Below are 25,684 nucleotides of genomic sequence, written 5' to 3' on the forward strand. Positions count from 1 at the left end.
CCGGTATTCCTGCGCACCGGGGGTGCGGCTCTCTTTCCTGCCGGGGGGGGATGCGCGGGAGTCCCGCCCGGCGTCTTCCGTTACCGCGTGTCTAGGGTGAGCCGCTTCTCGAACCAGTGGTGGGCGTAGGGCTCGTCGTTGAAGGCGGGGACTTCCTTGTAACCGCTGTTGCGGTAGAGGTTGGTGGCCGCTTCCAGGGCCTTGTTGGTGTCAAGCCGTACCCGGTCGCTGCCGTGCAGGGCGGCCCGTTGCTCGAGTTCGGTCAGGAGGCGTCGGGCCAGGCCGAGGCCTCGGGCGCGGGGGTGGACCCACAGGCGCTTGATCTCGGCGGGTGCTCCGGTCGGCAGCTTGAGGCCGCCGCAGCCCACGGGCTCGCCGTGCAGCCGGGCGACGAGGAACAGGCCGCCCGGCGCGCGCAGTTCACCGGGGTCGGGCAGTCGGCTGTTGGCGGGGTCGAAGCCGCCGTCGAGGAGGTCGCGCAGTTCGGCGGCGTAGGACCGCAGACAGTACGCGGCGTCCGGGTGGTCGGGGTCGAGTACTTCCACGGCGACCACCGAGGCGGTCAGCAGTCGCTCGACCTCTGCCATGGCCGAGGTCAGTCTGGACCGCTGCCGGGCGTCGAGGGGGTCGAGGAGTGATGTGGCGAGCGCGTCGCTGCGGGCGTCGAGGAGCGCGCGCTCCTTCCGTCCCGCCTCGGTCAGCCGCACGGTGCGTACGCGGCGGTCCTCGGGGTGCGGTTCGACGACGACGAGGCCGTCGCGCTCCAGGGCCCGCAGCAGTCGGCTCGCATAGCCGGAGTCGAGGCCGAGCCGGGCGCGCAGACCGCGGACGTCGTGCGGGCCCTCGCCGTCGATCTGCCAGAGCAGCCGGGCCTGGCCATAGGGGCGTGCGCCGCCCAGGTAGTGGTCGTGCAGCATTCCCACGCGCTCGGCGACGGTCCGGTTGAAGCGTCGTACCTGTGTGACCTGCTCCTCCGTCATCCTCTGACCTTAGTCAGAGGATGACGGGTGGGCAATCGCTCGTGCGGGCCGGCCGTGTCGGCTGAGCGGGCGCGGGGGGGGCAGCTGGGGTCGCCCTATGAGGCCTTCGTGGGGGCCCCGGTCCTTGACCTCGACGGAGCCCCCACCCGACCGTCTGTCTATCTCCCGAGCACCCGCCGCACCTCCCTGCAAGCCGCCGAAATCGGGCCGATCACCGGGACCGGGAAGCTGTGTCGCAGTGCCTCGGCCGCTTCGCCCAGTGGGCCTCCGCCGATGATGACGGCCTCTGCGCCGTCCTCGGTTATGCAGGCGGCGACCGCTTCGGACAGGCGGCTCCGCATCGCCTCGGGAGTGGCGGCCAGTTCCAAGGGGTTGCCCGCAGTCAGGCGGATGCCCGTGTACTGGGGTGAGTGGCCCAGCTGGTCCACCCGGGCGGCGATCGCCGCGGCCAGACCCGGTGTGGTCGTGGCGATGCCGAAACGGCGGCCGTTCGCCGCGGCCTCCGCCATGGCGGCCTCGGCGATGCCCACGACCGGGACGTCGGTCCACGCGCGCAGTTCCTCGACGCCGGGGTCACCGAAGGCGCTCACCACCAGCGCCTCGACGCGCCCGCCCGCCGGTCCCGCGAGGGTGTGTCGCGCGGCGTCCAGGACCTGCGGTCCCGCCGCCCGCAGTACGTCCTCGTCCACCAGCATGGAGGGCCCTTCGGCCACGGTGACTCCGTGCACCTCGTAGTCGTCGTCGGCGCGCAGGGTCCGCCTGGCGATGGTGGCCATCATGTCGGTGGTGGCCCGCGACGTGTTGGGGTTGATCAGGGCTACGACGGTCACTTGGCGCTCTCCGCTGACTCGTCGCCGGACTTCCGCGCCGGCCCGTCGCCCGCGCCTCGCGCGGACTCGTCGGCCCGCTCGTCCGGCGTCTCCTCCATCGACTTGCCGAACGTCTCCGGCGGGAACTGCACGGACACGGCAAGGCCCACGAAGAGTACGCCGAGCAGGGTGAACATCCCTGCGATGCCGTACGCGTCGAAGGCGGCACCGGCGAGCATCGGCGTAAGGCCGCCCGCCAGCGAGCCGAGGGCCAGGATGATCGACGTACCGAACGCCCTTACCCGCGTGGGGAACTGCTCCGGCGCGAAGATCCAGATCGTCGTGTTCAGCGTGATGATGCAGCAGTTGACGGCCGCCCCGAGAATCAGGATCAGCGCCACGTTGGACGCCAGGAAGCCGAAGCAGAACGCCGAGGCGCAGCCGAGTCCGGCGGCCACCGTGAGGACGAGCTTGCGCGGTATGTAGCGTGCCGCCGTCGAGGCGATCAGCGCGCCGAGCAGTGAACCCGACTGCATGACCAGGGTGAAGACCAGCGACTTGGTGATGCTGTGGCCCTGGGCCACGAGGATCGTCGGCATCAGGGAGAGGATCGAGATCTGCGCGCCGTACGACATGCAGACGGCCACGCCGAGGGAGAGGGTGCGGCGGCGCAGTACTCCCGCGAACACGTCGCGCAGGCGGTTGCGTTCCGCCACGACCTTCTCGCCGCTCTCGACCGCCGTGATGAACTGCTGCGGCGCCTCGATCTCGCCTCTGAGCTTGCCTGAGGCGAGCCTGTTGAGGACCTGGTTGGCCTCGTCGACCTTGCCGCGGGACAGGAGGTAGCGCGGGGTCTCGGGGACGAACCGGCGGTAGAACAGGACCAGCAGCGCGGGCAGGGCGAGCAGGCCGAACAGCCAGCGCCAGCGGTCGGGGCCGGAGAAGACGGTGAACACCAGGACGCCGAAGCCGGGCGCGAGCATGTTGCCGAGGCCGCCGGCCGTCACGTTGATGATGCCTACGGCGGTGCCTCGGTGCCGGGCCGCGAAGAACTCGGACATCATCGTGACCGCGATGGCGATCTCCCCGCCGAGGCCGAAGCCGACGATGAACCTGCCGATCGCCACCACCGCGTAGACGGGCGCGAAGGCGCAGATCAGGGCGCCCAGGGAGAACAGCAGCAGATTGACCGTGAGCATCGTCCGGCGGCCCATCTTGTCGCCGATGATGCCTGTGGTGAGCCGGCCGAGCGCCGCGGCGGTGAACGTGATGGTGTTCAGGAATCCGAGTTCGGCGGCCGTCGTGCCCCATGACTCCTGGAGGACGGGGCCCACCAGGCCCACGGCGTTCTGTTCCAGCGCGTCGAAGAAGACGCCGAGCAGCACCATCGCACCGATCTGGCGGTGCGCTCCGGTGACGCCGATCCGGTCGAGCGTGTTCTCCAACTGGCGATGACGCGGGCTGGTGTCCACGGCGGCCTTGGCCGGGGGAGCTTCCATGGGGATCCTTCCGAGCGGAGCGGAAGCCGAAAATGGAATACCATTTTCGGCACGCGGAAGTTTCATCCGCGTGCCGATGCGGAGTCAAGGGATCTCGCAAGGAATCTCGCCGGAGGGCGGGGAGCAAATGGGATGCCGAATGCGGGCGGGTCGGGCCCGTCTGCCGCCGAGCGGGGTCGCCGCCCCGTCGACCGCGTACCTCTGAAGTCCGGAAAGCACCTTTCCTGACGAGGCCATGACCATAATGGCGGGACTGCGACAGCATCGGGGGGCTGGGCATGGACACACCCGACCTGGCGGCGATGGCCGCGCAGGCGCTGACCGCCGCCGTGTCCGGCGCCGCGAACACGGCGGCGTCGGAACTGGCGCGGGGCAGGCTCAGCCGTTCGGCTCGTGGGCGGGCCGCCCTGGAGGAGCTGACGGATACCCCGGACGATCCCGAGGCGAGCCGGAGCGCGCAGGCCGCTCTCGCCGAAGAGATCAGCGCGGACGGCGAGTTCGCGGATCGGCTCGCGGTGCTCCTGAACGCGCCCTCCCACCAGCACACCGGCAGCGTGGTCGTCACCGGCAGCAAGGTGACACGCAGCCAGTTCGCACTCGGTCCCCTGACCATCAACAACACGCGGACCGGGCGGCTGTCCCTCGCCGTGGGCGTCGTCCTCGCCCTGGCCATGGTCGCGCTCGCCGTCTACGGAGGTGTGCGGCTGGTCGACGACGACGCCCCGCCGCGCGGCGCGTCGTCGGACCGCGGCGCGGCCCGCGCCGACGGGCGCTCCGCCGCGCTGCCGCCCACGACCGACACCGTCCGCCGGATCCTGCCGGATCGCGGCAGCATGGACGCCGAGGTCTATCCCTGGGCAGGGACACCGAAGCTCCGGACGTCGGCGGCGGAGCTGCGCATCTGCCGGGCAGCGCCCGCGTGCCGGACGGGGGCCACCGCGGTCGGGGCGGTGGATTTCGGGCGGGGCGAGAACGAAGGGGAGAACAAGGCGGAGTTCCTCGTCATGGCGTTCCCGAGCGCTGCCGCCGCCCGTCTCGCGTACGCCGACATCGTGGACGACATCGAGCAGGCCGAGCCCCGGTCCGCCGCTGTGGAGCTGGAGGCGAGGGGCGCGGAGAGCCGGGGAATCGACCACGACGGGGCGGTCGACGTGGGCGACTCCGGCGACGAGTCCCCGTCGCACGTCAACCGCTCCCTGATCTTCCGCCAGGGCGCCTTCATCGGGATCGCGCACCAGATGGACGATCCGACCGAGCGGCGGGCCACACGCGTCAACGACCTCTCCGCCCTGCTCGCCGCCCGCATCGCGAAGGCAGACGCCGGGCAGGCCCCGTAGGCCGGACCCCGTCGGCCGGACCCCCTCGGCGCAACGCGTCGAGCGACGCGCCTCAAAGGCGCGCCGCTCGATTGCTCCCCCGTTGCTCCCCCGCCGGTCCGGCTCAGCAGTAGGGCTTGGACGAAGCCGCGAAGTGCTTGAACGCCTTCTTGGTCTTCGAGCCCGCGACGCCGTCGATCTCGCCGTTGTAGTTGTGGTACTCCTTCAGGTCCCGCTGCAGGGCCTTGATGGTCTTCGGGCCGACGATCCCGTCGATGCTGCCGTTGTAGCCCCAGCGGTCCTTGAGCCAGCGCTGCAGTGACTTCCAGCTCTCGGTGCCCAGTTTGCCGTCCAGGGCGCCGTTGTAGTCCCAGTAGTCCTGGGCCCAGCACTGGACGTACCTGGCCTCGGTGGTGCTCAGGCCGAGGTTGTTCACCGCGCGCGGTGCCACGTTCTTGGCGCTCGCCGCGGCACTCTGTGTGGTCTGCGCGGGCTGGGCGAACGCCGCGCCCGCACCCGCCACGCCGCCGGCGGCGATGCCGATGGCGGCGGTGAGGCTGATGACGGTCCTTGTCGCAAGGTTCGGTCGCATCTCTTCCCCCGATGATTCCTTGGTTGCTTGGGCTGGTTTCTCGGTTTTTCGGTTTCTCGGTTTCTCGGTCGCCACCCGGCGCGGTCAGTGCCCGGGTGACGGTTTGCGCCGCCGTCGTGGCGGCACTACGAGAGTGCGGTCCGGGAGCGCGGCCCCGCCAGGTTCACCGGCCAGGTGGCGGGACAGCGGGACGTCTCACCCGCTGACCTGCGGGGATGCCGTCCCTCTTGGAGCCCCGGCGGGACGCGGGACGGCTAGGCTGAGGCTCGCACGTGACGGACAGGAGGCTCAGGTGGCCGAAACGACGGCGGCCGGGACGACGACGGCCAGGACGACCGTGGCCGAGGTGCTGGCCGAGCTGGCCGCCCTCGAGGACCCGAAGGCACGCGCGGTGAACGAGAGGCACGGCGACGATCACGGCGTGAATCTCGGCAAGCTGCGCGCGCTCGCCAAGCGGCTGAAGACGCAGCAGGAACTCGCGCGCGGGCTGTGGGAGACGGACGACACCGCGGCGCGCCTGCTGGCGCTCCTGATCTGCCGTCCGAAGGCCTTCGGGCGCGACGAGCTGGACGCCATGCTGCGCGGGGCGCGCACGCCCAAGGTGCACGACTGGCTGCTGAGTTACGTCGTGAAGAAGAGCCCGCACGCCGAGGAGCTGCGCCTGCACTGGTTCGGCGATCCGGACCCCGTGGTGGCGAGTGCCGGCTGGGCGCTGACCGCCGACCGTGTGGTGAAGAAGCCCGAGGGTCTCGACCTCGCGGTGCTGCTCGACACCGTCGAGGCCGGGATGAAGGACGCCCCGGAACGCCTCCAGTGGGCGATGAACACCTGCCTCGCCCAGATCGGCATCGAGCACCCAGAGCACCGTGCCCGTGCCCTGGACATCGGTGAGCGCCTGGAGGTGCTCAAGGACTACCCGACGTCCCCTGGCTGCACGTCTCCGTTCGCACCCACCTGGATCGCCGAAATCGTGCGGCGGCAGGGCAGCAAGTAGCCCCGGAAAGTGATCAGAGCTTAGGCGGGCCCGCCTCGATGCGGCGCAGCACGGGGGCGAGACGGTCCAGGTCGGGGCCGGTCTCGAGCTGCCGCTCGTCCCACCAGGTGGCGCCCGCGTCGTGCAGGGGTCCGATCACGTCCTTCGCCTTGGCCGCGTCAAGGGGCGTGGCACCGCCGAGCACGAACTCGAAGGGGTGCGCGGTTTCGGTCGTACGGTGCTCGCGTACGTAGGCGAAGAGGTCCCGTACCTCCGACAACTCGGGGGCGTGGCCGTGCTTGGCCGACTCGAAGAGCGGCACCACGCCGTCCCAGCGCGCTCCCCTCCGCATGGGCGCGCGGCGCGGCCAGAAGCCGCCGATCCACACCGGCGGGCCGGGCCGCTGCACGGTGGGCGGCAGCAGCGTCACGTCACGGACCTCGTAGTGCTCGCCGTGGTGGTCCACCGGCTCGCCGGACCAGAAGCGCCGCAGCAGGTCGAGGCCCTCGTCGAGGCGCTCGGCGAGGACGCGCGGCTCCGCGGGGTCGCCGAAGCTGCGGTACTCGTCCTCGATCGGTCCGCCGAGACCGGCGGCGAACGTCACCCGGCCGCCGCTGAGCTGGTCCAGGGTGGCCACTTGGCGGGCGAGTTGCTGCGGGCGGTAGCGCGGGACCGGTGTCAGCAGGGTGCCGAGCCTGATCCGTGAGGTCGCGAGCGCGGCGGCGGTCAGGAGCATCCAGGCGTCTCCGAAGGGGCGTCCCTGATGCGCGCGGTGCAGTACGTGGTCCCAGACGAAGAGGCCGTCCCAGCCCGCTTCTTCGGCGGCAGAGGCGACGGTCGCCACGTTGCGGGGGTCGGCGAAGTCGCCGAAGTCGGGGATGTTGATGGAGAAGCGCATCTCAGCAGGATGGGCAATCGGCCGCTGCGGGGCAATCGGATTCGGGGCCGTGTCGGGTCACTGCGGTGAGCGATCGGGCAGCGCTGCCGTCAACCCCTGCCGATACGCCATCGCGGCGGCTTGGGTACGCGTGGACGCGCCGAGTTTCGCCAGGATGTGGGAGACGTGTACGCCCGCTGTGCTCGGCGAGATGTGCAGCCGCCCGGCGATCTGACGGTTGCTCAGGCCCTCGGCGATGAGGGCCAGTACCTCGTGTTCGCGCGAGGTGAGACCGGGGTGCGTCGAAGCATCTGCGGGTGGCCTCGCCGCGAGGCCGATCTGGCGTACGAGAAGCCGCGCGTCCAGCGTGCCCGCCAGGTCCGCCGCCTCCTTCAACCGGGCCTTCCCCGCGATGACCTCACCCATGGCGATCGCCGACTGCCCCGCGTGCAGCAGGCATTGGGCCAGTGTGTACGGCTGGCTCAGCTCCCGCCACGTGCTCACCGCACGGTCCCATCCGTCGTCGTCGAGCAGGGCGTGGAGGTAGCCGCGCCAGGCCCGGTCGAGGCGTCCGTCCTCGGTGAACTCGCCGTCGGCGGCGGCGAGTTCCGCTCGGCGGGCCGCGATCCGGTGCGCCGTCGTGTCGTCGTCGGACCGCGCGAGGCGGGCGCGTTGCACCAGGGCTCCGGTGACCAGGACGGAGCGGGCGTCACCGCTGTGGATCCGGGTGAGTCCGGGGTCGGTGAGGGCGCGGCCGAGGAGGTGGTCGGCTCGCTCGGGATCGCCCTGGTCGACGGCGAGCAGGCACAGCCACTGGTAGTGGTGGAACAGGCCCGTGTTGCGCAGCGCGTCGGAGGGTTCGGCGGCCACGGTCGCGGCGGCCGCCGTGTCGCCGCGGAGCAGCGCGAGACGGCCGACGAGTGAGCGCAGCTCCTGTCGGGCCGCCGGTGGCGGGTCCTGCGCGAGCGCTTCGTCGAGGAGGGCGGCCGCCTCGTCCCACCGCCCGGTCAGGATCAGGCTGTGCGCGGCGTAGCAGGCGAGGTCGGCGCCGCGGCTGAGGCCGAGTCCGAAGCGGCGGGCGCGGCGCAGCCCGTCCATGGCCGCCGCCGTGCTGCGGTGGTGCTCGCCGGCCCGCGTGAGCACCGTCGCCTCGTACATCGGAACCGTCAGGAGCAGGTCGTGGCTGTCGAGCCGCTCGGCGAGCCTGCGGGCCTCGGCCAGTGCCGTGAGGTCTCCGGTGCGGGCGCCGGTGCCGAGGAGTCCTCGGACGGTGACCGTCGCGTCGCCGGTGTGCCTGCCGATGCGCAACGCCTCGTCGAAGGCCGGCCGTGCCGCGGCGGCGTTCGGCAGCAGGCCCATGGCGAGCACGCCGAGGAGCCGCCCTCGCTGCACATGGCCGGGGTCGTCGGGGAGGAGCCGCAGGGCATGCTCGAAGTCGGTGATGCCGGTGGCGTCGAGGCGGTGCCGCAGTCTGCCGCGGTGTTCGAGGAGCAGGGCGGCGCGTTCGGGGGCTTCCCGCTCGTCGAGGGCGGCGAGGCCCTCGGTGGCGTGGTCGATGCCCTGCCGGTAGTCGCCGCTGAGCATGCAGGTCTCAGCGGCCTCGGTCAGGACGCCGACCAGGTCGGTGCCGATCCGGGCCGACGGTTCCGGTACGCGGTCCCACAGGTCGAGGACCCGTTCGAGCAGGTGGCGCTGTTCTTCGTAGGCGTAGGAGCGGCGGGCCTGGCGTGCGGCCCGGTGGGCGACGGTCAGGGCCTGTGCGTGGTCCCCCGCCGCGTACGCGTGTGCCGCCAGCTCCGCCGCGTGGGCGTCTTCGGTGCTCAGGGCGTCGGCGTAGCGGGCGTGCAGCCGGGTCCGTTCGCCGGGGAGCAGGTCCTCGTACACCGCCTGTCGGATGAGTGCGTGCCGGAACGTGTAGCCGTCGCCGGCCGTCACGAGCAGGCCCTGGTCGACGAGGGGGCGCAGCAGGGCGTCCAGTTCCGCGCCGGTCTCGTCGGCCACGCTCTCCAGGAGGCGGTGCGAGACGTGGTCGCCGCCCGCCGAGAGCAGGCTGAGCAGGCGGCGGGCGGGGGCGGGCAGGGCGCGGGGGGACCGCAGGAGCAGCTCGCGCAGGCTGTCCGGCGTACGGCTGCCTCCGTGGGCGAGTGCCTCGACGAACAGCGGGTTTCCGTCGCTGCGCCGGTGGACGCGCTGTACGGCGGTGGGGTCGGGCAGGGTGCCGAGGATCGCGGCGAGTTGGCGGCCGACGTCCTGTTCGGTCAGCCGGGGCAGCCGCAGGGTGGTGGTGCGCGGGCCGCGGGCGAGTTCGGAGAGGAGCGGGCCGAGCTGTCCCGCGTCGGCCTCGCCGGGCCGGTAGGTGGCGAGCAGGAGCACTCCGGGCTGGGTGAGGTTGCGGGCGAGGAAGGCGAAGAGTTCCCGCGATGCGGTGTCCGCCCAGTGCAGGTCCTCGACCGCCACGACGAGGGGCCGTTCGGCGGCCGCCCGTTCGATCAGCGTGAGGATCTCTTCGTAGAGCCGGTGCTTGCCGGGGGCGTCGGCGTCGCGCGCGTCGCCGAGTTCAGGGAACCAGCGCGCCAGCTCGCCGAATCGCCCGGTGCGCGCCGCCCCGCCCCTGATCAGTGTCCGCAGCACCGCCACGAACGGCGTGTACGCGAGGCCTTCGCCGCCGAACTCCGCGCAGGCGCCCCGCACCAGGTGCGCCGACGCCTCCAGGGTCCGTTCGAACTCGGCGAGCAGCCGCGACTTCCCGATGCCGGCCTCACCGGCGACGAGCGCCACCGCCGGTCCCCGCTCTCCTGCCGTGCGCCACGCCTCCGCCAGGACGGCCAGCGCGTCGTCCCGGCCGACGCACACCGGACTGACCACGCGTTCCGCCACCATGGCGCCAGCATATAAATACCGAACTCGCCTGATGCGACGCAGGTGTTTACGGGGCCAGCCTGGACACATGACAGCAACGCCTCTTCCTCTTCGCACCATTGAGGCCCACGAGTTCGACGCCTGGGCCCGGATGGTCACCACGACGTACGGCCAGGACTGGCGCGAGGGCGCCCTGCGCAGTGCCCGGTCGGTGTTCGAACCGGCGCGCACGCTCGCCGCGTACGACGGTCCGGACATCGTCGGCGGGGTGTCGATCTACGGCCGCACCCTGACCGTGCCCGGTGCCTGCGCTCCGGTCGCGGGCATCACGCTCGTCGCAGTCCTGCCCACGCACCGCCGGCGCGGCATCCTCACCTCGATGATGCGCGAGCAGCTGACCGATCTGCACGAGTCGGGCGGCGAACCGATCGCCGCGCTCAATGCCGCCGAGGCCACCATCTACGGCCGCTTCGGCTATGCCGTCGCCTCCCATCTGGCCGAACTCCGTGGCGACAAACGGGACATGGCGCTGCGCCCCGACGTCGACCTCGGCTCCGGCACCATCCGGCTGCTCGACGCCGAGCAGGCCCGCCCGTTCCTGGAGAAGGTCCACGACACCGCGCGCCGCGAGACCGTCGGCTGGGTCGACCGGACGGAGAAGTACTGGAACGCCCGGCTCTACGACGCCGAACACGTCCGCGGCGGCGCGACCTCCCTGCGCTTCGCGGTCCACACCGAGCCCGGCGGCGCCGCCACCGGTTACGCCTTCTACCGCTCGGCGGGCCGCACCGTGCGGATCGTCGAACTCGCCGCCACCACACAGCAGTCGTACGCGAATCTGTGGCGCTACTTCATCGAGCTGGACGCCCACGACCACCTCACCCACGAAGGGGCCGTCGACGAGCCGCTGCCCCACCTGCTGCTGAACCCGAGGGCGGCGCGCACCTCTGTGGCCGACAACCTGTGGGTCCGGCTCGTGGACGTCGGCCGGGCATTGACCGCACGCCGGTACGCGACCGCTCTGGACGTGGTCCTGGAGGTCGATGACGCCTTCTGTCCTTGGAACGCGGGCCGCTACCGGCTGCACGCCGACGGCGAGGACGTCACCTGCGAACGCACCCGGGCGCCTGCCGATCTCCGGTTGTCCGCCGCCGAGTTGGGCGCGGCGTACCTGGGCGGGCCTACGCTGACGGCCCTGGCGGCGGCCGGTCGTCTCCAGGAGCTGCGCCCCGGCGCGCTGGCCGCCACGTCACTGGCGTTCCGGGGAGCCCGGGAGCCCTTTCATGTGTCCGGCGGGGCGTTCCCGGCCTTCTGACCTTCTGGGAAGGGGGAGAACGCGATGGAGAGACGGAGAGCAGGCAGCGGATGAAGACCAGGCGGCTCGGAAAGACCGACGTACACGTCACGGAACTCGGCTTCGGCGGCGGCCCGCTCGGCGGGCTGTTCGCGCCGCTGGACGACGAGACCGCCGCGGGCGCCCTGGAGGCGGCCTGGGACGGCGGGATCCGCTACTTCGACACGTCGCCGCACTACGGCATCGGGCATTCGGAGCGCCGTACCGGCGAGCTGCTGCGCGGCAAGCCGCGCGAGCGGTTCACGCTGTCGACGAAGGTCGGCCGGCTCCTGGTGCCGCAGGATCCGGCGGGCCGCATGGACGAGGGCTTCGCCGTGCCCGCCACGCACCGTCGCGTCTGGGACTTCACTCGGGACGGTGTGCTGCGCAGCGTGGAGGACTCGTTGACGCGCATGGGGGTCGACCGGATCGATCTGCTCATGCTGCACGACGCGGAGCGGCACTTCGAGGACGCGCTGCGCGACGGCCATCGGGCCCTCGCCGAACTGCGCGCACAGGGGGTGGTGGGCGCGATAGGCGCGGGCATGTACCACCCCGGGATGCTGACGAGGCTCGTCGAGGAGACGGACGTCGACGTGGTGATGCTGTCGGGCCGGTACACCCTCCTCGACCACAGCGCGCTCGACAGCCTGCTGCCCGCGTGCGTGGACCGCGGGGTCTGTGTCCTCGCGGCGTCCGTCTTCAACTCCGGACTCCTCGCGACGGACCGGCCCGTCCAGGGCACGACCTTCGACTACGCGCCCGCCGCGCCGGACACACTGCACCGCGCTCACCGTCTCGCCGATGTCGCCGAGGCGCACGGGGTCACGCTGCCGCAGCTGGCGATGGCCTTTCCGCTGCGCCACCCGGCCGTGGCGGGGATCGTGGTCGGCATGCGTTCCGCGACCGAGGTACGGCGGAACCTCGCGGCGTTCGGCGCGCGGATCCCGGAGGCGGTGTGGGACGACCTGCGCGGCGAGGGTCTGCTCGACGAGCGGACGGCGTCCGTCGGCTGACGATCAGGTGCCGCCCACGGTTGAGATTTGGTGACCCGTCAGGGAGGGTCCATGGTCATGGAGTTCTTCTGTTACCACCGCGACCGTCCGGGCTCGCTTCCGTTGCGCGAGAAAATGGTGGAGGAGCACTGGTCCTACATGGATCAGTACGCGAATCGGCTGATCGCCCGCGGTCCGACGTTCGCCGACGGCGGCGAGACGCTCTCCGGAAGCGTGCACATCGTCGACCTGCCCGATCCGGCGGCCGCCCGCGCGTTCGCCTTCGACGAGCCCTGCTACCAGGCGGGCGCCTACCGGGACGTGCTGGTGCGCCGGTGGCGCAATCTGCTGGGGCGCACCATGTGGGACTTCCCCGGTGGCCGGACGGACGGCAACCGGTATCTGGTGCTCGGCCTGGGCTCGGAGCAGGCGGCCGACTCCGGGTCCGGCGACTTCGACGTACCGCCGGTCGACCGGGACGAACTCGTGGCGTACGGACCGCTGTTGTCCGACGACGGCGCGAGGTGGCTGGGCACGGCGGCGCTGGTCCGGGCGCGGGACGCGGAGTCGGCACGGTCGATTCTGACCGGGGAGGCGATCCGGGACAGGTATGCCGGGATCGAGGTCCATGACTGGGAGTTCGGCGGACGCCGGTGATGGGACCAACGGCTACTTGCCTTCGGACGCCTCCACCCGCACGCTCCCGCCATGCGTTGATCCCGTCACCGTGATCACGTGCGTGACGGCCGTTCCGGGGAGCGTGTGGCGTGAGGCGTTGTCGCGGATCTGGCCGCCGTGTGCGGAGATGCCGCTCAGGTCGACGGCGATGCCGGGCGGCACCGTCAGTCGCAGCCTTCCGCCGTGCGCCGAGACGCGGATCGTGCTCCGGCCTCCTTCGGGGAGCCGGGCCACGGTGTAGTCCAGGCGGGCCGAGCCGCCGTGCAGGTTGAGCTCGATGACGCGCGGCACGGTCCACGCGCCCTCGCGGCGCAGCCGCTGGCCGGAGACGGACCAGCGCTCGGCCTCGCCGTCGGCGGGGGCCGCAGGGGCGGGTAGCTGGACGGCCGGCGGGGTGGGCGCGGCGACCGGCAGGTCTTCGGCGAGCGGCTCCAGGTCCGCGAAGGTGCGCGCGGTGAGCGCGCGCTCCACCCGCTCCTCGAGCTCGTCGAACTCCAGCCGGCCGTCCGCCGCCGCGTCCCGCAGGATCTCCACCATGCGGTCGCGGTCCGCGTGCGAGACACGCAGCAGACTCGGATCGCCCTTGGGTCGGCCGCTCGCCTTCTCGATGCTCATGTCCGGCACTTTACGACCCGGCCGACCTCCGTGGTGACGTCCTGCGCCTCCTCCAACCTCCGCCGCGTCTACGACCCTTGAGGCACGAGAGTCTTCAGCCAGTCGTCGACGGTGGGGACGTCGGCCCACTGCGGGAACAGTCGCTCGACGAGGACCCGGTGCACCTCCGGGTCGAGGTCGAGACAGCCGTCGGAGAGGACGGTGAGACCGAAGTCCAGGTCGTTCGCCTGGCAGGCGGTGCTCAGCACCACGGCGCTGGTGGCGATGCCGGTGAGGACGAGGCTGTCGATGCCGCGCGCCCTCAGTACGACGTCGAGATCGCTGCCCGAGAACGCGCTCGCCCGTCTCTTGCTGACCACGACGTCGCCCGGCCGGGGCGCGACGTCGGGGTGGATCTCGGTGCCGTGGTCGCCTTCTACGTAGAGGCCGGCTTCCGCGATGGCGGCGAGGGGTTTGTTGCTCCTGCCTACTTCCGGGAAGCCGGGGCGGAAACCGATGACCACGTAGATGACGGGGATGTTCGCGGCGCGGGCCCCGTCGATCGCCCGGCGCAGGCGTGGCAGGTATCCGGAGTCTTTCTCGGTGTCGGCGATGTCGACGATGGCCCGTTGGACGTCCATCACGAGAAGGGCGCTGCTCATGTCGTCTCCAGGAGTGAAGTCGGCGTCAGGGCCCGGCGTCGGGCACCAGTTCAGCAACGGCGGAGCAGCACGCCGCGTTCCCCGCTGCGGGCGGCATCCGGCTCGGGGCGGTCACCCGGCCGTTAATTTGCCTTTCAGATGCAACATTAATAGCGTGGCCTCATGCGGCTGACAAGGTTCACGGATCTGGCGCTGCGCGTCCTGATGCGCCTCGCCGTCGAGGAGGGCGAGCTGCCCACCACGCGCGAGGTCGCCGCCGCCATGGAGGTGCCCTACACGCACACCGCCAAGGTCGTCGCCAAGCTGCAGCACATGGGCCTGGTCGAGGCGCGGCGCGGCCGGGGCGGCGGGCTCGCGCTCACCGCGACCGGACGTGACGCCTCGGTCGGCGGGCTCGTGCGGGAGCTCGAAGGGCCGGGGGACGTCGTCGACTGCGACGGCACCACACCGTGCCCGCTGCGCTCGGCCTGCCGCCTGCGCGGCGCGCTGCGCCAGGCGCAGGAGGCGTTCTTCGCCACGCTCGACCCGCTGACGCTGGACGATCTCGTCAAGGCACCGACCGGCCCGCTTCTCGTCACCCTCTCCCCCACTCCCGGTACGGGCTGACCGCACCCGCCCCGGCCCTCCGCCTCTCCGCACACCGTTAAATACGAATCTCACATGCACATTAAGGAGCCCGTCGATGCTTACCGAGCAGTCGGCCGCCGTCGTCCGCGCCACCCTTCCCGCCGTCGGCGCCGCCATCGAGGACATCACCGGGCGCTTCTACGGGAAGCTGTTCGCCGCCCACCCCGAACTGCTGCGTGACCTGTTCAACCGCGGCAACCAGGCGGCCGGTTCGCAGCGGCAGGCGCTCGCCGGTTCCATCGCGGCGTTCGCGACGTACCTGGTCGGGCACCCGGACGAGCGGCCCGACGTGATGCTGCACCGCATCGCGCACAAGCACGCCTCGCTCGGCGTGCGGGCCGAGCAGTACCCGGTCGTGCACCAGCACCTGTTCGAGGCCATCGCCGAGGTGCTCGGCGACGCCGTCACGCCCGAGGTCGCCGCCGCCTGGGACGAGGTCTACTGGCTGATGGCGAACGCGCTGATCGCCGTCGAGGCCCGGCTCCACGCGGAACAGGGCATCGTCGACGGGGACGTCTGGCGGGAGTGGGAGGTGGTGGACCGCGCCGAGGAGACGGCCGATGTCGCGTCCTTCCTGCTGCGTCCCGCCGACGGCGGTCCCGCGCCCGCGTTCCAGGCGGGTCAGTACGTCTCCGTGCAGGTCCGGCTTGCCGACGGCGCACGGCAGATACGCCAGTACAGCCTCACCGGAGCGCCCTCCGCGACGACCCGTTCGATCGCGGTCAAGCGTGTCGCGGGCACCGGCACCGACCCCGACGGCGAGGTCTCGCACCACCTGCACACGCACGTCCGGCAGGGCGACGTGCTCCGCGTCTCGGCCCCTTACGGAGACCTGGTCCTCGAGCCCGGAGACGACGCGCCCCTGCTCCTCGCCTCCGCCGGCATCGGCTGCACGCCCATGCTGTCCATGCTGGAGCAGTTGGCGGCCTCGGGGCACGAGGGGCCGGTGACCGTCGTGCACGCCGACCGCTCCCCCGGCACCCACGCGCTGCGCGCGGACCACGAGGCGCTCGCCGCCAAACTCCCCGCCGCCGCCACCCACTTCTGGTACGAGGACACTGCCTCCGGACACCACACCGGCCGCGTCGACCTCACCGACGTACCCGTGGTGCCCGGAACCCGCGCCTACCTCTGCGGACCGCTGCCGTTCATGCGGGCGGTGCGCGGCCAGCTGCTCGACCAGGGGGTGGCGGCCGCGGACATCCACTACGAGGTGTTCGGCCCCGACCTGTGGCTCGCGCGGTCATAACGCGCGACGGCGTCCGGGCGGGGATCGTGGAGCCATGACGAAAGAGCGGTTTGACGTCTGGGCGGCCGGGACCGCGTACGAGCGGTACATGGGGCGCTGGAGCCGGCTCGTCGCGGCGGAGTTCACGGCGTGGCTCGGCCGCGCGGACGGTCTGCGATGGGTGGACGTCGGATGCGGCACCGGTGTGCTGTCGGCCCTGGTGGCCGACCGGTGCCGGCCCCGGTGGACGGTGGGGATCGACCGGTCGGAGGGGTTCGTGGGCGCGGCCCGGAACGCGGCTCCGCCGTCGGCCTGCTTCGCCGTGGCGGACGCCATGGCGCTGCCGGTGCGCGACGAGGCGTGCGACGTGGCCGTCAGCGGCCTGGCCCTGAACTTCCTCCCTTCGGCCACCGCGGCGGTGGCCGAAATGACCCGGACCGTCCGGCCGGGCGGCCTGGTCGCGGCGTACGTATGGGACTACGCGGACGGCATGGGCTTCCTCCGCCGCTTCTGGGACGCCGCGACCGGAGTGGATCCGGCTGCGGCGGCGCTGGACGAGGGCGAACGGTTTCCGGTGTGCCGTCCGGAGCGGCTGGGCGCGGTGTGGGCCGACGCGGGGCTCGTCGACGTGTCGACGGAATCGATCGAAGTACCCACCGTCTTCGCCGACTTCGCGGACCTGTGGGAGCCCTTCCTGGCGGGGCAAGGGCCCGCTCCCGGGTATGTGTCGGCGCTCGCCCCTGCCGAACGGGACCGGGTGCGGGACGCGTTCGGCGCGGCCGTCCCCAGGAGGCCGGACGGGTCCATCGCGCTCACGGCACGGGCATGGGCCGTGCGGGGCCGCAAGGGGGCCCACGGGCACGGGTGACGCTCGCGGCCACTCCGCCAATTCCCCTTGCCGTAAAGGACGTTCAAGAGGATCCTTTGCACCACTGGCGGACCGTGTCCGCTTCGGGGGAAGGACCCATCATGACCAGACGCAGGGTCATCGATGTCCAGGTGAGCCGACGAATTCTCTGGGTCGGCGCGGAAGCCTATCCACTGCACAACATTGCCCGCGCCACGACGATCAGGATCGATCCCGATCGCAGGGGCGCCGTGGGGCGATTCATCAAATCCCTTCTGGTCACGGCGGTCCTGACCGTTGCCGCGGTCGCCGTCATCGAAAGGGTCGAGTGGACCTACGGCGACAGACAGGACGCGTTGCGCGGCGTCGCCATCGTCGCGGTGGTACTGACGTTCGTCTTCGGCGCCCAGCTGCTCTCGGTGCTGACCGCACGCACGTACTACGCACTGGTCATCGAGACTTCGGGGGCTCCCCGTGCCGTACTCGTCGGGGTGGAAGCCCGCGAGGTGACGTGGCTCGTCCACCAGATCATGGATGCGATATCCAACCCGCAGGTCGAATTCCACACGCGGATCAATAACTATTACAACAGCCACATCGGCGACAAGATCAATCAGATCGGCGGGGTGGGCAACACCGGGAAGAGGGTGGGGAATTGAACACCGGGGGCAATCACTACGGGGACGTGGTAACCCAGATCGGCGGCACCGGGAATATCGGAATAGACAAGCACCAAGGGTCGGTTGATCCTCAGGCCGCTTTCCGGGACATGCTGCAGGCAATTCAGCTCCTGCGCGATCAGGTCTCCGCCGAGGACCGACAGGTCATCGACAATTCCCTGCCGGCCATCGCGGCCGGAGGCGACACCGAGCCCGGGACGATGCGCCGGGCCCTCGGCGCCGTCGCCGGGGTCGCGACGGTGGTCGGTGAGGTGGGGGCGCCCGTGGTCGAGGCGATCCGGCGGGTGCTTGCGCTCATGGGCGGGTGAGCGGCCCGGTTCGCTCTCCGTTTCCTCGGCCCGGTCACTGTCCGCCTTCTCGGCCCGGATCACTCCAGGGCTTCGGCGATGAGCAGGGCGACGTCGTCGCGGCTGTCCGCGTCCGGGAGCGTGGCCAGCAGCTGGTCGCACGTCGCCTCGAGCGGCTGGAGCGGGCCCGAGAGGAGGTCGAGGAAGGTGCCCAGGCGCGTGTCGAGCGCTTCGTGGCGGCTCTCCACCAGGCCGTCGGTGTAGAGGACGAGACGCGAGCCGGGCCCCAGCTCCAGGCGGGTCGTGGTGAAGTCCACGCCCTCCGCGGCGCCGAGGGGCGCGCCCGTGGGCAGATCGAGGAGCGTCGGCGGGCCGCCGGGGCGGTGGACGGCCGGGGGCAGGTGGCCCGCCAAAGCGATGCGGCACTGCTGGGCGCGGGGCTCGCACAGGACGTACACGCAGGTGGCGATCGTCTCGTCGAGTTCGCGGGTGAGCAGGTCCAGGTGGTGCAGTATGTCGGCGGGGTCGAGGCCGAGTCGGGCCAATGTGCGGGTGGCGGTGCGGAGTTGGCCCATCGTCGCGGCGGCGTTGATCCCGGAGCCCATGACGTCTCCCACGACCAGGGCCGTGGCGTCGTCGGCGAGGGGAATGACGTCGAACCAGTCGCCGCCCGCGTGCCCGGCGGCCCCGGCGGGACGGTAGCGGCAGGCCACCTTCAGGCCCGGCGGATCGGGTGGCGTACCCGGCAGCAGATGACGCTGCAGAGTCGTTACTGCCCGCAGCTGGGTCCGGTAGAGGCGGGCGTTGTCGATACAGACCGCGGCGCGGGCGGCCAGCTCCTCGGCGAGCACGATGTCGTCGGCGTTGAAGGGCAGCGGGTTGCGGGCGCGCTTGAGGTCGAGGGCGCCGAGGACCTCGCCCCGGGCGATGAGCGGCACGGCCAGGTAGGAGTGCACGCCCGCGCGGGCCAGCACCGCCGCGGCCTCGTCGTCGCGGGCGATGTGCCGCAGGTGGTCGGAGCGTACGTGCGCGACGTGGACGGTACGCCCGGTGGTGACACAGCGGGTGACCAGGCGGTCGGCCTCGTACCGGGTGATCTCGCCCGGCGGGTCGGCCGCGTCGGCGGCGCTCGTCGGGTAGGCGGCCTGCACGGCCAGCGCCCGGAAGATCGCGGGAGCGCTCCCGACGGGGTGCGGGCTGTCCGCGTCGAGGGCGGAGTCCAGGACGTCGACCGCGGCGATGTCCGCGAGATCGGGTACGACGGTGTCGGCGAGCTCGCGCGCCGTCTGGTCCAGGTCGAGCGTCGTACCGATCCTGGTCGACGCCTGTGCGATCAGGGCGAGGCGTTTGCGGGCCAGTGTGCTCTGCAGATCGGCGCGGTACTGCTCGGTAATGTCGATGGCGGTCACGGTGACGCCGATGACCTGCCCGACGGAGTCCTCCAGGCGGAAGTACGACACCCGCCACGCCCTGCGCCCCGCGACGCCGATGTGCGCACGCTCGGTGGCGAAACGGTCCAGCAGGGGGTTTCCGCTGTCCAGGACCTGCCGCAGCGCCGCCTCGACGGCGTCGCGCTCGCCGAAGGGCAGGTCCTCGACGGCGCTGCGGCCCAGACACCACTGGGCCGGCCGGCCGATGAGGGTCTCCAGGGCGCGGTTGACCAGCACGAACCGCAGGTCGGTGCCCACGACGGCGACGGCGGTCGGGGACTGCTCGACGAGCTTCGCGGACAGTGCCAGATTGCGTTCGATGCCGCGTACGACGGTTTCTTCGGCGGCGATTCCGAGGGCGTACCCGTCGCCGCCCTGGTCGAGCAGCCGCATGTTGCGGAACTCCACCAGCTTCGAGGACCCGTCCCGGTGCCGGACGGGGAAGACTCCCGCCCAGCTGCCGCCGCCAGACATGACCTTGGCGAACAGGCCCAGGGCGAGATCGGCGTGCTCCTCGGCGATCAGCAGCTTCGCCGCGTACTGGCCCAGTGCCTCATCGGCCCGCCAGCCGAACAGGGCCTGCGCCTGCGGGCTCCACAGCGTGATCCGCCCCTCGGTGTCCAGCACCACGGCGGCGACCCCCAGCATGTCGAGGAGTCCACCGGGCGTGGACGGCGTGAAGGGGCCGGGCCAGGGCCTGGCCCTGAAGGCGTCCGCCGCGTCGGTCGGATCAGCCGCGTCAGTCGCGTCAGCCGCGTCCATGGCGGGTCCTCCCTTCCCCTCGCCCGGTCACAGGCGGGGCCCAGACGCCCGCGTCCCGCCCTCCCTGGGGGCCCGCCGCACACGGGCCGCACCGTCTCCATGGTCCCCCGGATCGCTCCGGCCGTCCCGTTTCGACACCGTCCGTCACCACACCACTGCCCAGCCGCGCCACCCGGACGCCCGCACCGGGCGGGTTCCCCCGCACGATCGGACTCGACACCCAGATCCAGCCACCCATGCTGATCGCCCCCTTGGTGACCAGCGTGTCTACCCCTCCCGCGGTGGCGGCGTCAACGCCCATTCACCGACGTCGTCGCGGAGCGTCATGTGTGAGGCCTCCGGCGTCGCCACCATGGCGAAGGGAAAGCGGTCGAGCTCGAGGCAGAGTGCGGCGTCGTCCGGGTGGGAGCCCTGGCGTATTCCGTTCGCCAGCTCTGCGGCGGCGCGTGATGCGGCGGCCCGGTCGAGGTAGCCGGCGGCGTCCGTGTCGGGATCGGTGGTGCGGCGGGCGATGTACTCGGCGCACGCCAGGTCTTCCTCGGCCCGGCCGTCCTCGCCCGTGACCACGAACGTCACGCTGTCGGGATCGCTTTCCCGCAGGAGGCGGGCCGTCGCCTCCGCCACCACGAAGCCGGCGCACAGCACCAGCGACGCCTCCCTGACCGCGAGGGCGCCCACCGTTCCTGCCGTCGTCTTCTGGACGACCGTCCGTCCGGTGAGGTCCATCGACCGCAGCAGGGCGGGCGAGTTGACCGTGTCGAAGCCGGGCGCGGGCGGACCGTCCTTGAGTGCCACCCAGTCCGGGTGGCGGGCCTTGAGCGTGCGCGCCTCGTCCAGGGACTCCGCGAGGACGATCTTCTCCGCCCCCTGCGCGAAGGCCCACGCGGCCACCGTGAACGCGCGCATGACGTCCACCACGACCGCCACGCGCGGGACTTCGACCAGCTCGGAGATGCCGAGGAAACGAGCGTCCATCCGGTCATGATCACGCATGCCCGAGCCGCAGCGCGGTGACAGTGGTGCGCCTCACAGCGCGTGGCTCGATCGCCGCGGGTTCCGCGCCCGGCCCCGTCCGCCGCCGACCGGAATACCCGGCACCCGAACGCCCGTTGGCCCCGACATGGCTGACACCACATTCGATCCGTACGCCCTTCTCGCCCAGAGCAACCTCGGCGTGCTCGCGACGATCAAAGCCGACGGGCGGCCCCAACTCTCCCCCGTCATGCCCTCGTACGACACCGCGGCCGGCGTCATCCGTGTCTCGACGACGGACCGCACCGCCAAGATCGCCAACCTGCGCCGGGACCCCCGCGCCACGCTCGAGGTGACCCGAGCGGACGGCCGGGCATGGGCCACGGCCGAGGGCACGGTCACGCTCGTCGGGCCCGGCACCGACCCGGACGGTCCCGAAGTGCAGGCGCTGGTGGACTATTACCGCGCCGCGGCCGGCGAGCACCCGGACTGGGACGAGTACCGCTCGGTCATGGTGGCCGACCACAGGGTGCTGATCACTATGACGGTCGACAAGGTGTACGGGGCCGATCTGGGCTGAGCCTGCCGCTCCGTTCCAACGTTCGGGTGGCTCGGCGGTCCGGATGCAACCGGACTGCCGCCTCTCGGCTTCCTGACCGACACAGGTACCGACAGAGACGGAGACAGAGACGGAGACAGAGACAGAGACAGCAACACCGGCGACATCCGTCGGTCCGCTCGTCCGTCTGCCCATCCGTCCATCTGTCCATCCGCCCCATCCGCCCCATGCGTCCGTCGTGAGGAAGCCACCATGAGCACCACTCTCAGCACCACCCCCTCCACCGACCTGCCCGCCGTGAACTGGGACGCCGAGGCCGACTTCCTGCTTCCCCCGCCCGACCCGACGCAGCGCCTCGACACGGTCGCCGTCGCCCCGTCCCGGCCCGTGCTCACCGCCCAGGACCGGCACCGGCTGAACCTGCACGCCACGTTGACCACGGCGGGGATCCCGCCGCACCCCGACGACGCGAAGGCCATCGACGCGCTCAGCACGCTCGACGGCACCGTCGCCCTCGCGGTGCGCCGCTGGCTGCTCACCACGCGTGCCTGACCGGCCGCGTGTCACGCGCAGTCGAAACGGTGCGTGTACGGGCGGTCTGGGCAGGCGGTGCATACGAAGAGGTACACGCCGCCCGCGTCGCCCAGCATCAAGTCGGGTCCGTCGTACCGCCGTCCGCGGTCCTCCACCGGAGTCCAGGTGAGCCCGGACTCGGCATCCGCCTCCCAGCTCTCCACCGTCAGCAGATGCTCCATGGGCCGCCGGCACTGCGTGCAGCGCGGCCAGGCGGGTTCCTGCGACCAACCGGGCCAGCCGCCCAGTTTGATGCCAGGGGCGGTCGACAGGTGGTACTGGTAGTCCCACCCCGTCGCCGCTTCCACCTCCTCGAACCGCTTCTCCAGTACGTCCCGCACCTCGCTCGGCAGGTCCCAACTCGCGTACTCCGTCACCTGTTCCGGATGGACGACGCACGGCCGCGGCACCCGCCCGCGCCTGGCGGCGGACGGGACCGGCGGCGGCCCTGCGGGTGCCCCGACCGCGTCGGAGGCGCGGCAGCGGATGTGCGGGACGACCCACTCCCCCGCGTGTTCCAGCGGACACCAGAGCACTTGGAGGAGGTCGCAGCCGTCCGGGAACGGGGACCGGACGGCGTCCGGCATGTCAGAGCGGTAGATCTGGACGACCGGCACCATCGGCGAGGCCTCGTGCGTCGGACACACGGGCCACGGCTCGCGCTCCGGCCAGAGCAGCGGACCGCCCACCGAACTGTCGCGGTGCGTCGGCTCGCCCGCGCGCGGGTGCAGACGTACGGTCTCCCGCCGGAAGGGGACCACTTCCGGGAAGAGTTCCTCGACGTCCAGGGGGCGTGGCGGCGTATGACGGGGCACGGACCGGAGGCTACGCCTCTGGGTCTACTGGGGGACGTTCAGGACGAAGTCGAAGTCCGCCTCCTTCCCGTTGCCCACGCCGCGTACGTTCATGAGGAGCCGGGCGTCGAAGATGGGGTCCGTCTCGTTGCGCGGCTCGCCGGGGAAGTACAGCTGGGTGGTGAGGACGGGGTGGCCCGGGGCCTGCACCTTGACGTGGAGGTGGCGGGTGCGGCCGGGGTAGAGGCCGGGCACGACCGTGGTGAGCGTGAACGCGCCGTTCGCGTCGGTGAATTGGTGCCCGCGGAAACGGAAACCCGTGTTGTCGTACGTTCCGTACGTGTCGGCCTGCCAGAAGTCCATCAGGACCCGGGGAATGGGCCGGCAGGCCCGTCCGAAGACGTATCCGGTGACGGTGAGCGGCACTCCCGGCGTGCCGGGCCGGACGAGTGAGGTGCGCAGCGGGGAGTTGGGCTTGAAGTAGGGCCCCTCCATCTGCGGGGGTGTCGGGTCGTCGCCGTCGTCGCAGGGCGGGGTCGCCTCCGGCATCTCGCCCCGCCGCCCGGCGGTGCGGGCCAGTGCGGGAACGCCCATGAGGGTCACGGGTACGGCCATGCCCAGCGCGGCGGCGGCTCTGAGGACGCTCTTGCGGCTGGGCCCGCGGCTGTCGCCGTCGCCGTCCTTGTCGCCGGCGGGGGTGCCGATCTCCTGGTCCATCGCTGCTCCTGAGGAGTGGGGGGGGATTCCGGATCGGCTACGAAGTTAGGGCGCGGGGCGGGGCCGGGCGATGGACTCGAGCCGGTGGTCGTGGTGAATATCGCCGACGCCGCGCCGGAAGTCGCCGGGGCTCGCGCCGGTCTCGCGGCGGAAGAAGCGGCAGAAATAGGCCGGGTCCCCGAAGCCGACCCGGCCCGCTATCTGACGGACCGACAACTCGGTGCGCAGCAGCAGTCGTTTCGCCTCGTGCACCCGTGTCTGCCGGATCAGCTCGCCGGGCGTACGGCCCGTGGCCGACTTCACCGTCTCGCTGAGATAGCTGACCGAGACGCCGAGCAGCCCCGCGCACGAACGGACGGACTGCAGCGGCCCATCCGGAGTGCCGAGCAGCGCCGCGAAGTCGGCGGCCACCGAACGCGGCCGGGAAGGTGTCTGCTCCCCGTTCGGCGGGGCGCCCGCCGTCGGACCGCATCCGGGCAGTCGCGCCGCCCGCACCACCAGGACGTGCAGGAGCGCCCGCAGCACGCTCTGGAAGCTCTCGCCTCCGGACCGGTACTCGCCGTCCAGTTCCCCGATCAGCCGCGCGCTCCACTCCGCCGCCTCGTCGGGGAGTTCCAGCCAGGCGCGCCTGCCGAGCCCCCGCAGGACCTGCCGGTCGGCGGGGTGGTCCACCAGGAAATCGTCGGTGAACAGGACGACACGCCCCTCCAGGCCGGTGACGTTCTCCCAGTGGTGCACCTGGCCGGGGGCGATGAAGCAGAGGTTCGGCGGCCGGAGGGTGAAGCGGTCCAGGTCGACGACGTGGGTGCCGGTGCCGCCCGTGACGTGCACGATCTCGTGGAACGTGTGCCGGTGCGGGAACGCCGCGCGCGACATCGGGCCGATGGTGTCGAAGGTGCCGATGGCGAAGGGCAGCGTGTTGGGCATGGGCACCTCGAGACGGTGCGTCGGCATGCCGTCCCCGCTCGGCTCCCCGCTGTTCCCCTTGCCCGGCAGGACGGTTGTGCCACGCATGGGTACGCTCCTCATCCCGATGCCGTCCGCCCCGCGTGCGGCTGGTCCGGACCAGCCCGGCTCCCCCACGATGACACGCCCTGCCGCCGCCGGGCAGAGCGCCTCTTGGCCACTGGGCCGTCAGTGCCTGTTGGCGCGGACCCGAGTGTCGTATCACCGTGACGGGTTCACGACTGTGCTTCGGTGGCCGCCATGTCGGATCAGGATCGGGCGCGGGCGCAGGTGCAGGAGCAGCACGAGGACCAGGAGATCGCGCGGGCTCGGGCCGTCGACAGCAAGGGCGGGCCGGGGCACACCCTGCTCCTCGCGCTGGCGCTCGCGCTGCCGTGCGTGAAGGTCACGTACACGGTCGGCGGCGGGGCCAACGCGCGGGGTGTCTTCGTCGGCATGGAGCCCGCCAACTGGCCCGACGTGGTGCTGGGCATGCTGCTGACCGAGCCGGCGCTCGGCGCGGTGTCCGGGGTGGTCGCCTCGCGGGTCGTGTTCGCGTTGTTCGCGGCGCGCGGGGCCGTCCCCAAGGGCCACGGCTGGGCCGACGTGGCGCGGCGGCTCGCCCTGACCGTGGTCAACCCGTTCGCCGTGGGGGTCATCTCGGCGTGCTTGTACGGCCCTTGGTGGGGCCTCGCCACCGGCGCGGTCGCCTTCGCGCTGCGCGAGGGCGTAGTCGTGGAGTACCGCACGGGCCGACGCGGCAAGCGGCACCACGACTCCGGCTACCGCCTCGGCGACTGGCTGCGTCGCCTGGCGGGGACGGAACAGTGGGTCGCCGCCGCCCTCACGGTCGTCGTCCTGCCGCTGCTGGCGTTCAGCACGGCACTGGACGGCAAGGCATGGACGTCGGTCCTCGAATGCCAGGTGCAGAACGGCACGGAGACATCGACGCAGCGCCTGATCGAACTGGGCCGCAAGGGCACGGGAGTGGTCGGCTGGAACCTGGACACCGAGGAGGTGTCCAACGGGGTCGGCTGCGAGGACACGGGGAGCTTGCGGGTGCGGGAGGCTTGGTGGGAGTGAGCGGGCCGATTCC

25 protein-coding genes and 1 pseudogene are annotated in these 25,684 nt (G+C 71.8%); 13 read left to right on the plus strand and 13 right to left on the minus strand.

Annotated features, from left to right (window positions below; genetic code table 11):
- Positions 1-80: 80 nt before the first annotated feature.
- The 3 genes from ACIBKX_RS14645 to ACIBKX_RS14655 form a co-directional block, all read right to left on the minus strand.
- Positions 81-980, minus strand: a complete 900-nt coding sequence (locus ACIBKX_RS14645; RefSeq protein ID WP_363277612.1) for a helix-turn-helix domain-containing GNAT family N-acetyltransferase — start codon at positions 978-980, stop codon at positions 81-83.
- A 158-nt stretch (positions 981-1,138) separates the two neighbouring features.
- The gene (locus ACIBKX_RS14650) at positions 1,139-1,810 is read right to left on the minus strand and encodes an aspartate/glutamate racemase family protein (RefSeq protein ID WP_363277613.1); all 672 of its coding nucleotides are present in this window, start codon (positions 1,808-1,810) and stop codon (positions 1,139-1,141) included.
- Positions 1,807-3,288, minus strand: coding sequence for an MFS transporter (locus tag ACIBKX_RS14655; RefSeq protein WP_363277614.1), 1,482 nt, complete (start codon positions 3,286-3,288; stop codon positions 1,807-1,809). Before ACIBKX_RS14655 ends, ACIBKX_RS14650 begins: the two co-directional genes overlap by 4 nt.
- A 278-nt stretch (positions 3,289-3,566) precedes the next feature.
- Between ACIBKX_RS14655 and ACIBKX_RS14660 the strand changes: the two genes are divergently transcribed.
- Entirely contained in the window at positions 3,567-4,625 is a 1,059-nt protein-coding gene (locus ACIBKX_RS14660) for a hypothetical protein (protein ID WP_363277615.1), read from the plus strand.
- Between the two features lie 103 nt (positions 4,626-4,728).
- On the opposite strand, the gene ACIBKX_RS14665 is transcribed toward ACIBKX_RS14660, so the two are convergent.
- Positions 4,729-5,196 carry a peptidoglycan-binding domain-containing protein gene (locus ACIBKX_RS14665; protein ID WP_363277616.1) on the minus strand — a complete coding sequence of 156 codons (468 nt, stop codon included), beginning with the start codon at positions 5,194-5,196 and terminating at the stop codon, positions 4,729-4,731.
- A gap of 292 nt (positions 5,197-5,488) precedes the next feature.
- Between ACIBKX_RS14665 and ACIBKX_RS14670 the strand changes: the two genes are divergently transcribed.
- On the plus strand, positions 5,489-6,190 hold the full coding sequence (locus ACIBKX_RS14670; RefSeq protein WP_363277617.1) for a DNA alkylation repair protein: 702 nt from the start codon (positions 5,489-5,491) through the stop codon (positions 6,188-6,190).
- A gap of 13 nt (positions 6,191-6,203) precedes the next feature.
- Here ACIBKX_RS14670 and ACIBKX_RS14675 read toward each other — a convergent pair whose 3' ends face one another.
- Positions 6,204-7,067: an LLM class flavin-dependent oxidoreductase gene (locus tag ACIBKX_RS14675; RefSeq protein WP_363277618.1), complete on the minus strand. Its 864-nt coding sequence runs from the start codon at positions 7,065-7,067 to the stop codon at positions 6,204-6,206.
- Between the two features lie 57 nt (positions 7,068-7,124).
- Complete coding sequence (locus tag ACIBKX_RS14680) at positions 7,125-9,926, minus strand: AAA family ATPase (protein ID WP_363277619.1); 2,802 nt, start codon at positions 9,924-9,926, stop codon at positions 7,125-7,127.
- A 67-nt stretch (positions 9,927-9,993) separates the two neighbouring features.
- On the opposite strand from ACIBKX_RS14680, the gene ACIBKX_RS14685 reads away from it, so the two are divergent.
- The 3 genes from ACIBKX_RS14685 to ACIBKX_RS14695 are packed head-to-tail and all read left to right on the plus strand — an operon-like array spanning position 9,994 to position 12,890.
- Positions 9,994-11,220 carry a GNAT family N-acetyltransferase gene (locus ACIBKX_RS14685; RefSeq protein WP_363277620.1) on the plus strand — a complete coding sequence of 409 codons (1,227 nt, stop codon included), beginning with the start codon at positions 9,994-9,996 and terminating at the stop codon, positions 11,218-11,220.
- Between the two features lie 50 nt (positions 11,221-11,270).
- Complete coding sequence (locus ACIBKX_RS14690; RefSeq protein WP_363277621.1) at positions 11,271-12,254, plus strand: aldo/keto reductase; 984 nt, start codon at positions 11,271-11,273, stop codon at positions 12,252-12,254.
- 57 nt (positions 12,255-12,311) lie between these two features.
- Complete coding sequence (locus ACIBKX_RS14695) at positions 12,312-12,890, plus strand: YciI family protein (protein ID WP_363277622.1); 579 nt, start codon at positions 12,312-12,314, stop codon at positions 12,888-12,890.
- Between the two features lie 12 nt (positions 12,891-12,902).
- Here ACIBKX_RS14695 and ACIBKX_RS14700 read toward each other — a convergent pair whose 3' ends face one another.
- Positions 12,903-13,526, minus strand: coding sequence for a DUF1707 domain-containing protein (locus tag ACIBKX_RS14700; protein ID WP_363277623.1), 624 nt, complete (start codon positions 13,524-13,526; stop codon positions 12,903-12,905).
- A gap of 68 nt (positions 13,527-13,594) precedes the next feature.
- Positions 13,595-14,167, minus strand: coding sequence for an isochorismatase family cysteine hydrolase (locus ACIBKX_RS14705; RefSeq protein ID WP_363277624.1), 573 nt, complete (start codon positions 14,165-14,167; stop codon positions 13,595-13,597).
- 162 nt (positions 14,168-14,329) lie between these two features.
- Between ACIBKX_RS14705 and ACIBKX_RS14710 the strand changes: the two genes are divergently transcribed.
- The 5 genes from ACIBKX_RS14710 to ACIBKX_RS14730 all read left to right on the plus strand — a co-directional run bounded on the left by ACIBKX_RS14710 (position 14,330) and on the right by ACIBKX_RS14730 (position 17,857).
- Positions 14,330-14,773 carry an Rrf2 family transcriptional regulator gene (locus ACIBKX_RS14710; protein ID WP_363277625.1) on the plus strand — a complete coding sequence of 148 codons (444 nt, stop codon included), beginning with the start codon at positions 14,330-14,332 and terminating at the stop codon, positions 14,771-14,773.
- A gap of 76 nt (positions 14,774-14,849) precedes the next feature.
- The gene (locus tag ACIBKX_RS14715) at positions 14,850-16,043 is read left to right on the plus strand and encodes a globin domain-containing protein (RefSeq protein ID WP_363277626.1); all 1,194 of its coding nucleotides are present in this window, start codon (positions 14,850-14,852) and stop codon (positions 16,041-16,043) included.
- A gap of 34 nt (positions 16,044-16,077) precedes the next feature.
- Positions 16,078-16,890: a class I SAM-dependent methyltransferase gene (locus tag ACIBKX_RS14720; RefSeq protein WP_363277627.1), complete on the plus strand. Its 813-nt coding sequence runs from the start codon at positions 16,078-16,080 to the stop codon at positions 16,888-16,890.
- A 101-nt stretch (positions 16,891-16,991) separates the two neighbouring features.
- Positions 16,992-17,528, plus strand: a complete 537-nt coding sequence (locus ACIBKX_RS14725) for a DUF6232 family protein (protein ID WP_363277628.1) — start codon at positions 16,992-16,994, stop codon at positions 17,526-17,528.
- A complete protein-coding gene (locus ACIBKX_RS14730) occupies positions 17,525-17,857 on the plus strand; it encodes a hypothetical protein (RefSeq protein ID WP_363277629.1) in 333 nt (110 codons plus the stop codon). The genes ACIBKX_RS14725 and ACIBKX_RS14730 overlap by 4 nt, the downstream gene beginning before the upstream one ends.
- Positions 17,858-17,916: 59 nt before the next feature.
- On the opposite strand, the gene ACIBKX_RS14735 is transcribed toward ACIBKX_RS14730, so the two are convergent.
- Positions 17,917-20,028 (minus strand): SpoIIE family protein phosphatase, encoded by a 2,112-nt coding sequence (locus ACIBKX_RS14735; protein WP_363277630.1) that lies wholly within the window; start codon positions 20,026-20,028, stop codon positions 17,917-17,919.
- Positions 20,029-20,295: 267 nt separating this feature from the next.
- Positions 20,296-21,003: a 2-phosphosulfolactate phosphatase gene (locus tag ACIBKX_RS14740; protein WP_363277631.1), complete on the minus strand. Its 708-nt coding sequence runs from the start codon at positions 21,001-21,003 to the stop codon at positions 20,296-20,298.
- Positions 21,004-21,148: 145 nt separating this feature from the next.
- Here ACIBKX_RS14740 and ACIBKX_RS14745 point away from each other — a divergent pair, with 145 nt between their 5' ends.
- Both ACIBKX_RS14745 and ACIBKX_RS14750 read left to right on the plus strand, forming a co-directional pair.
- Complete coding sequence (locus tag ACIBKX_RS14745) at positions 21,149-21,580, plus strand: PPOX class F420-dependent oxidoreductase (RefSeq protein ID WP_363277632.1); 432 nt, start codon at positions 21,149-21,151, stop codon at positions 21,578-21,580.
- A 231-nt stretch (positions 21,581-21,811) separates the two neighbouring features.
- A complete protein-coding gene (locus ACIBKX_RS14750; RefSeq protein ID WP_363277633.1) occupies positions 21,812-22,111 on the plus strand; it encodes a hypothetical protein in 300 nt (99 codons plus the stop codon).
- An 11-nt stretch (positions 22,112-22,122) separates the two neighbouring features.
- Here the strand turns inward: ACIBKX_RS14750 and ACIBKX_RS14755 are convergent, their stop codons facing one another.
- The 3 genes and pseudogenes from ACIBKX_RS14755 to ACIBKX_RS14765 all read right to left on the minus strand — a co-directional run bounded on the left by ACIBKX_RS14755 (position 22,123) and on the right by ACIBKX_RS14765 (position 24,657).
- Entirely contained in the window at positions 22,123-22,947 is an 825-nt protein-coding gene (locus ACIBKX_RS14755) for a DUF1963 domain-containing protein (protein ID WP_363277634.1), read from the minus strand.
- A gap of 27 nt (positions 22,948-22,974) precedes the next feature.
- Positions 22,975-23,643, minus strand: a pseudogene (locus tag ACIBKX_RS14760) (dioxygenase); the annotation flags it as partial.
- A gap of 45 nt (positions 23,644-23,688) precedes the next feature.
- Positions 23,689-24,657: an AraC family transcriptional regulator gene (locus tag ACIBKX_RS14765; RefSeq protein ID WP_363277635.1), complete on the minus strand. Its 969-nt coding sequence runs from the start codon at positions 24,655-24,657 to the stop codon at positions 23,689-23,691.
- Between the two features lie 192 nt (positions 24,658-24,849).
- Here ACIBKX_RS14765 and ACIBKX_RS14770 point away from each other — a divergent pair, with 192 nt between their 5' ends.
- On the plus strand, positions 24,850-25,671 hold the full coding sequence (locus ACIBKX_RS14770; protein WP_363277636.1) for a hypothetical protein: 822 nt from the start codon (positions 24,850-24,852) through the stop codon (positions 25,669-25,671).
- Positions 25,672-25,684: the final 13 nt, after the last annotated feature.

It is taken from the genome of Streptomyces sp. NPDC050658, assembly GCF_044457025.1.
Classification (GTDB): Bacteria; Actinomycetota; Actinomycetes; order Streptomycetales; family Streptomycetaceae; genus Streptomyces.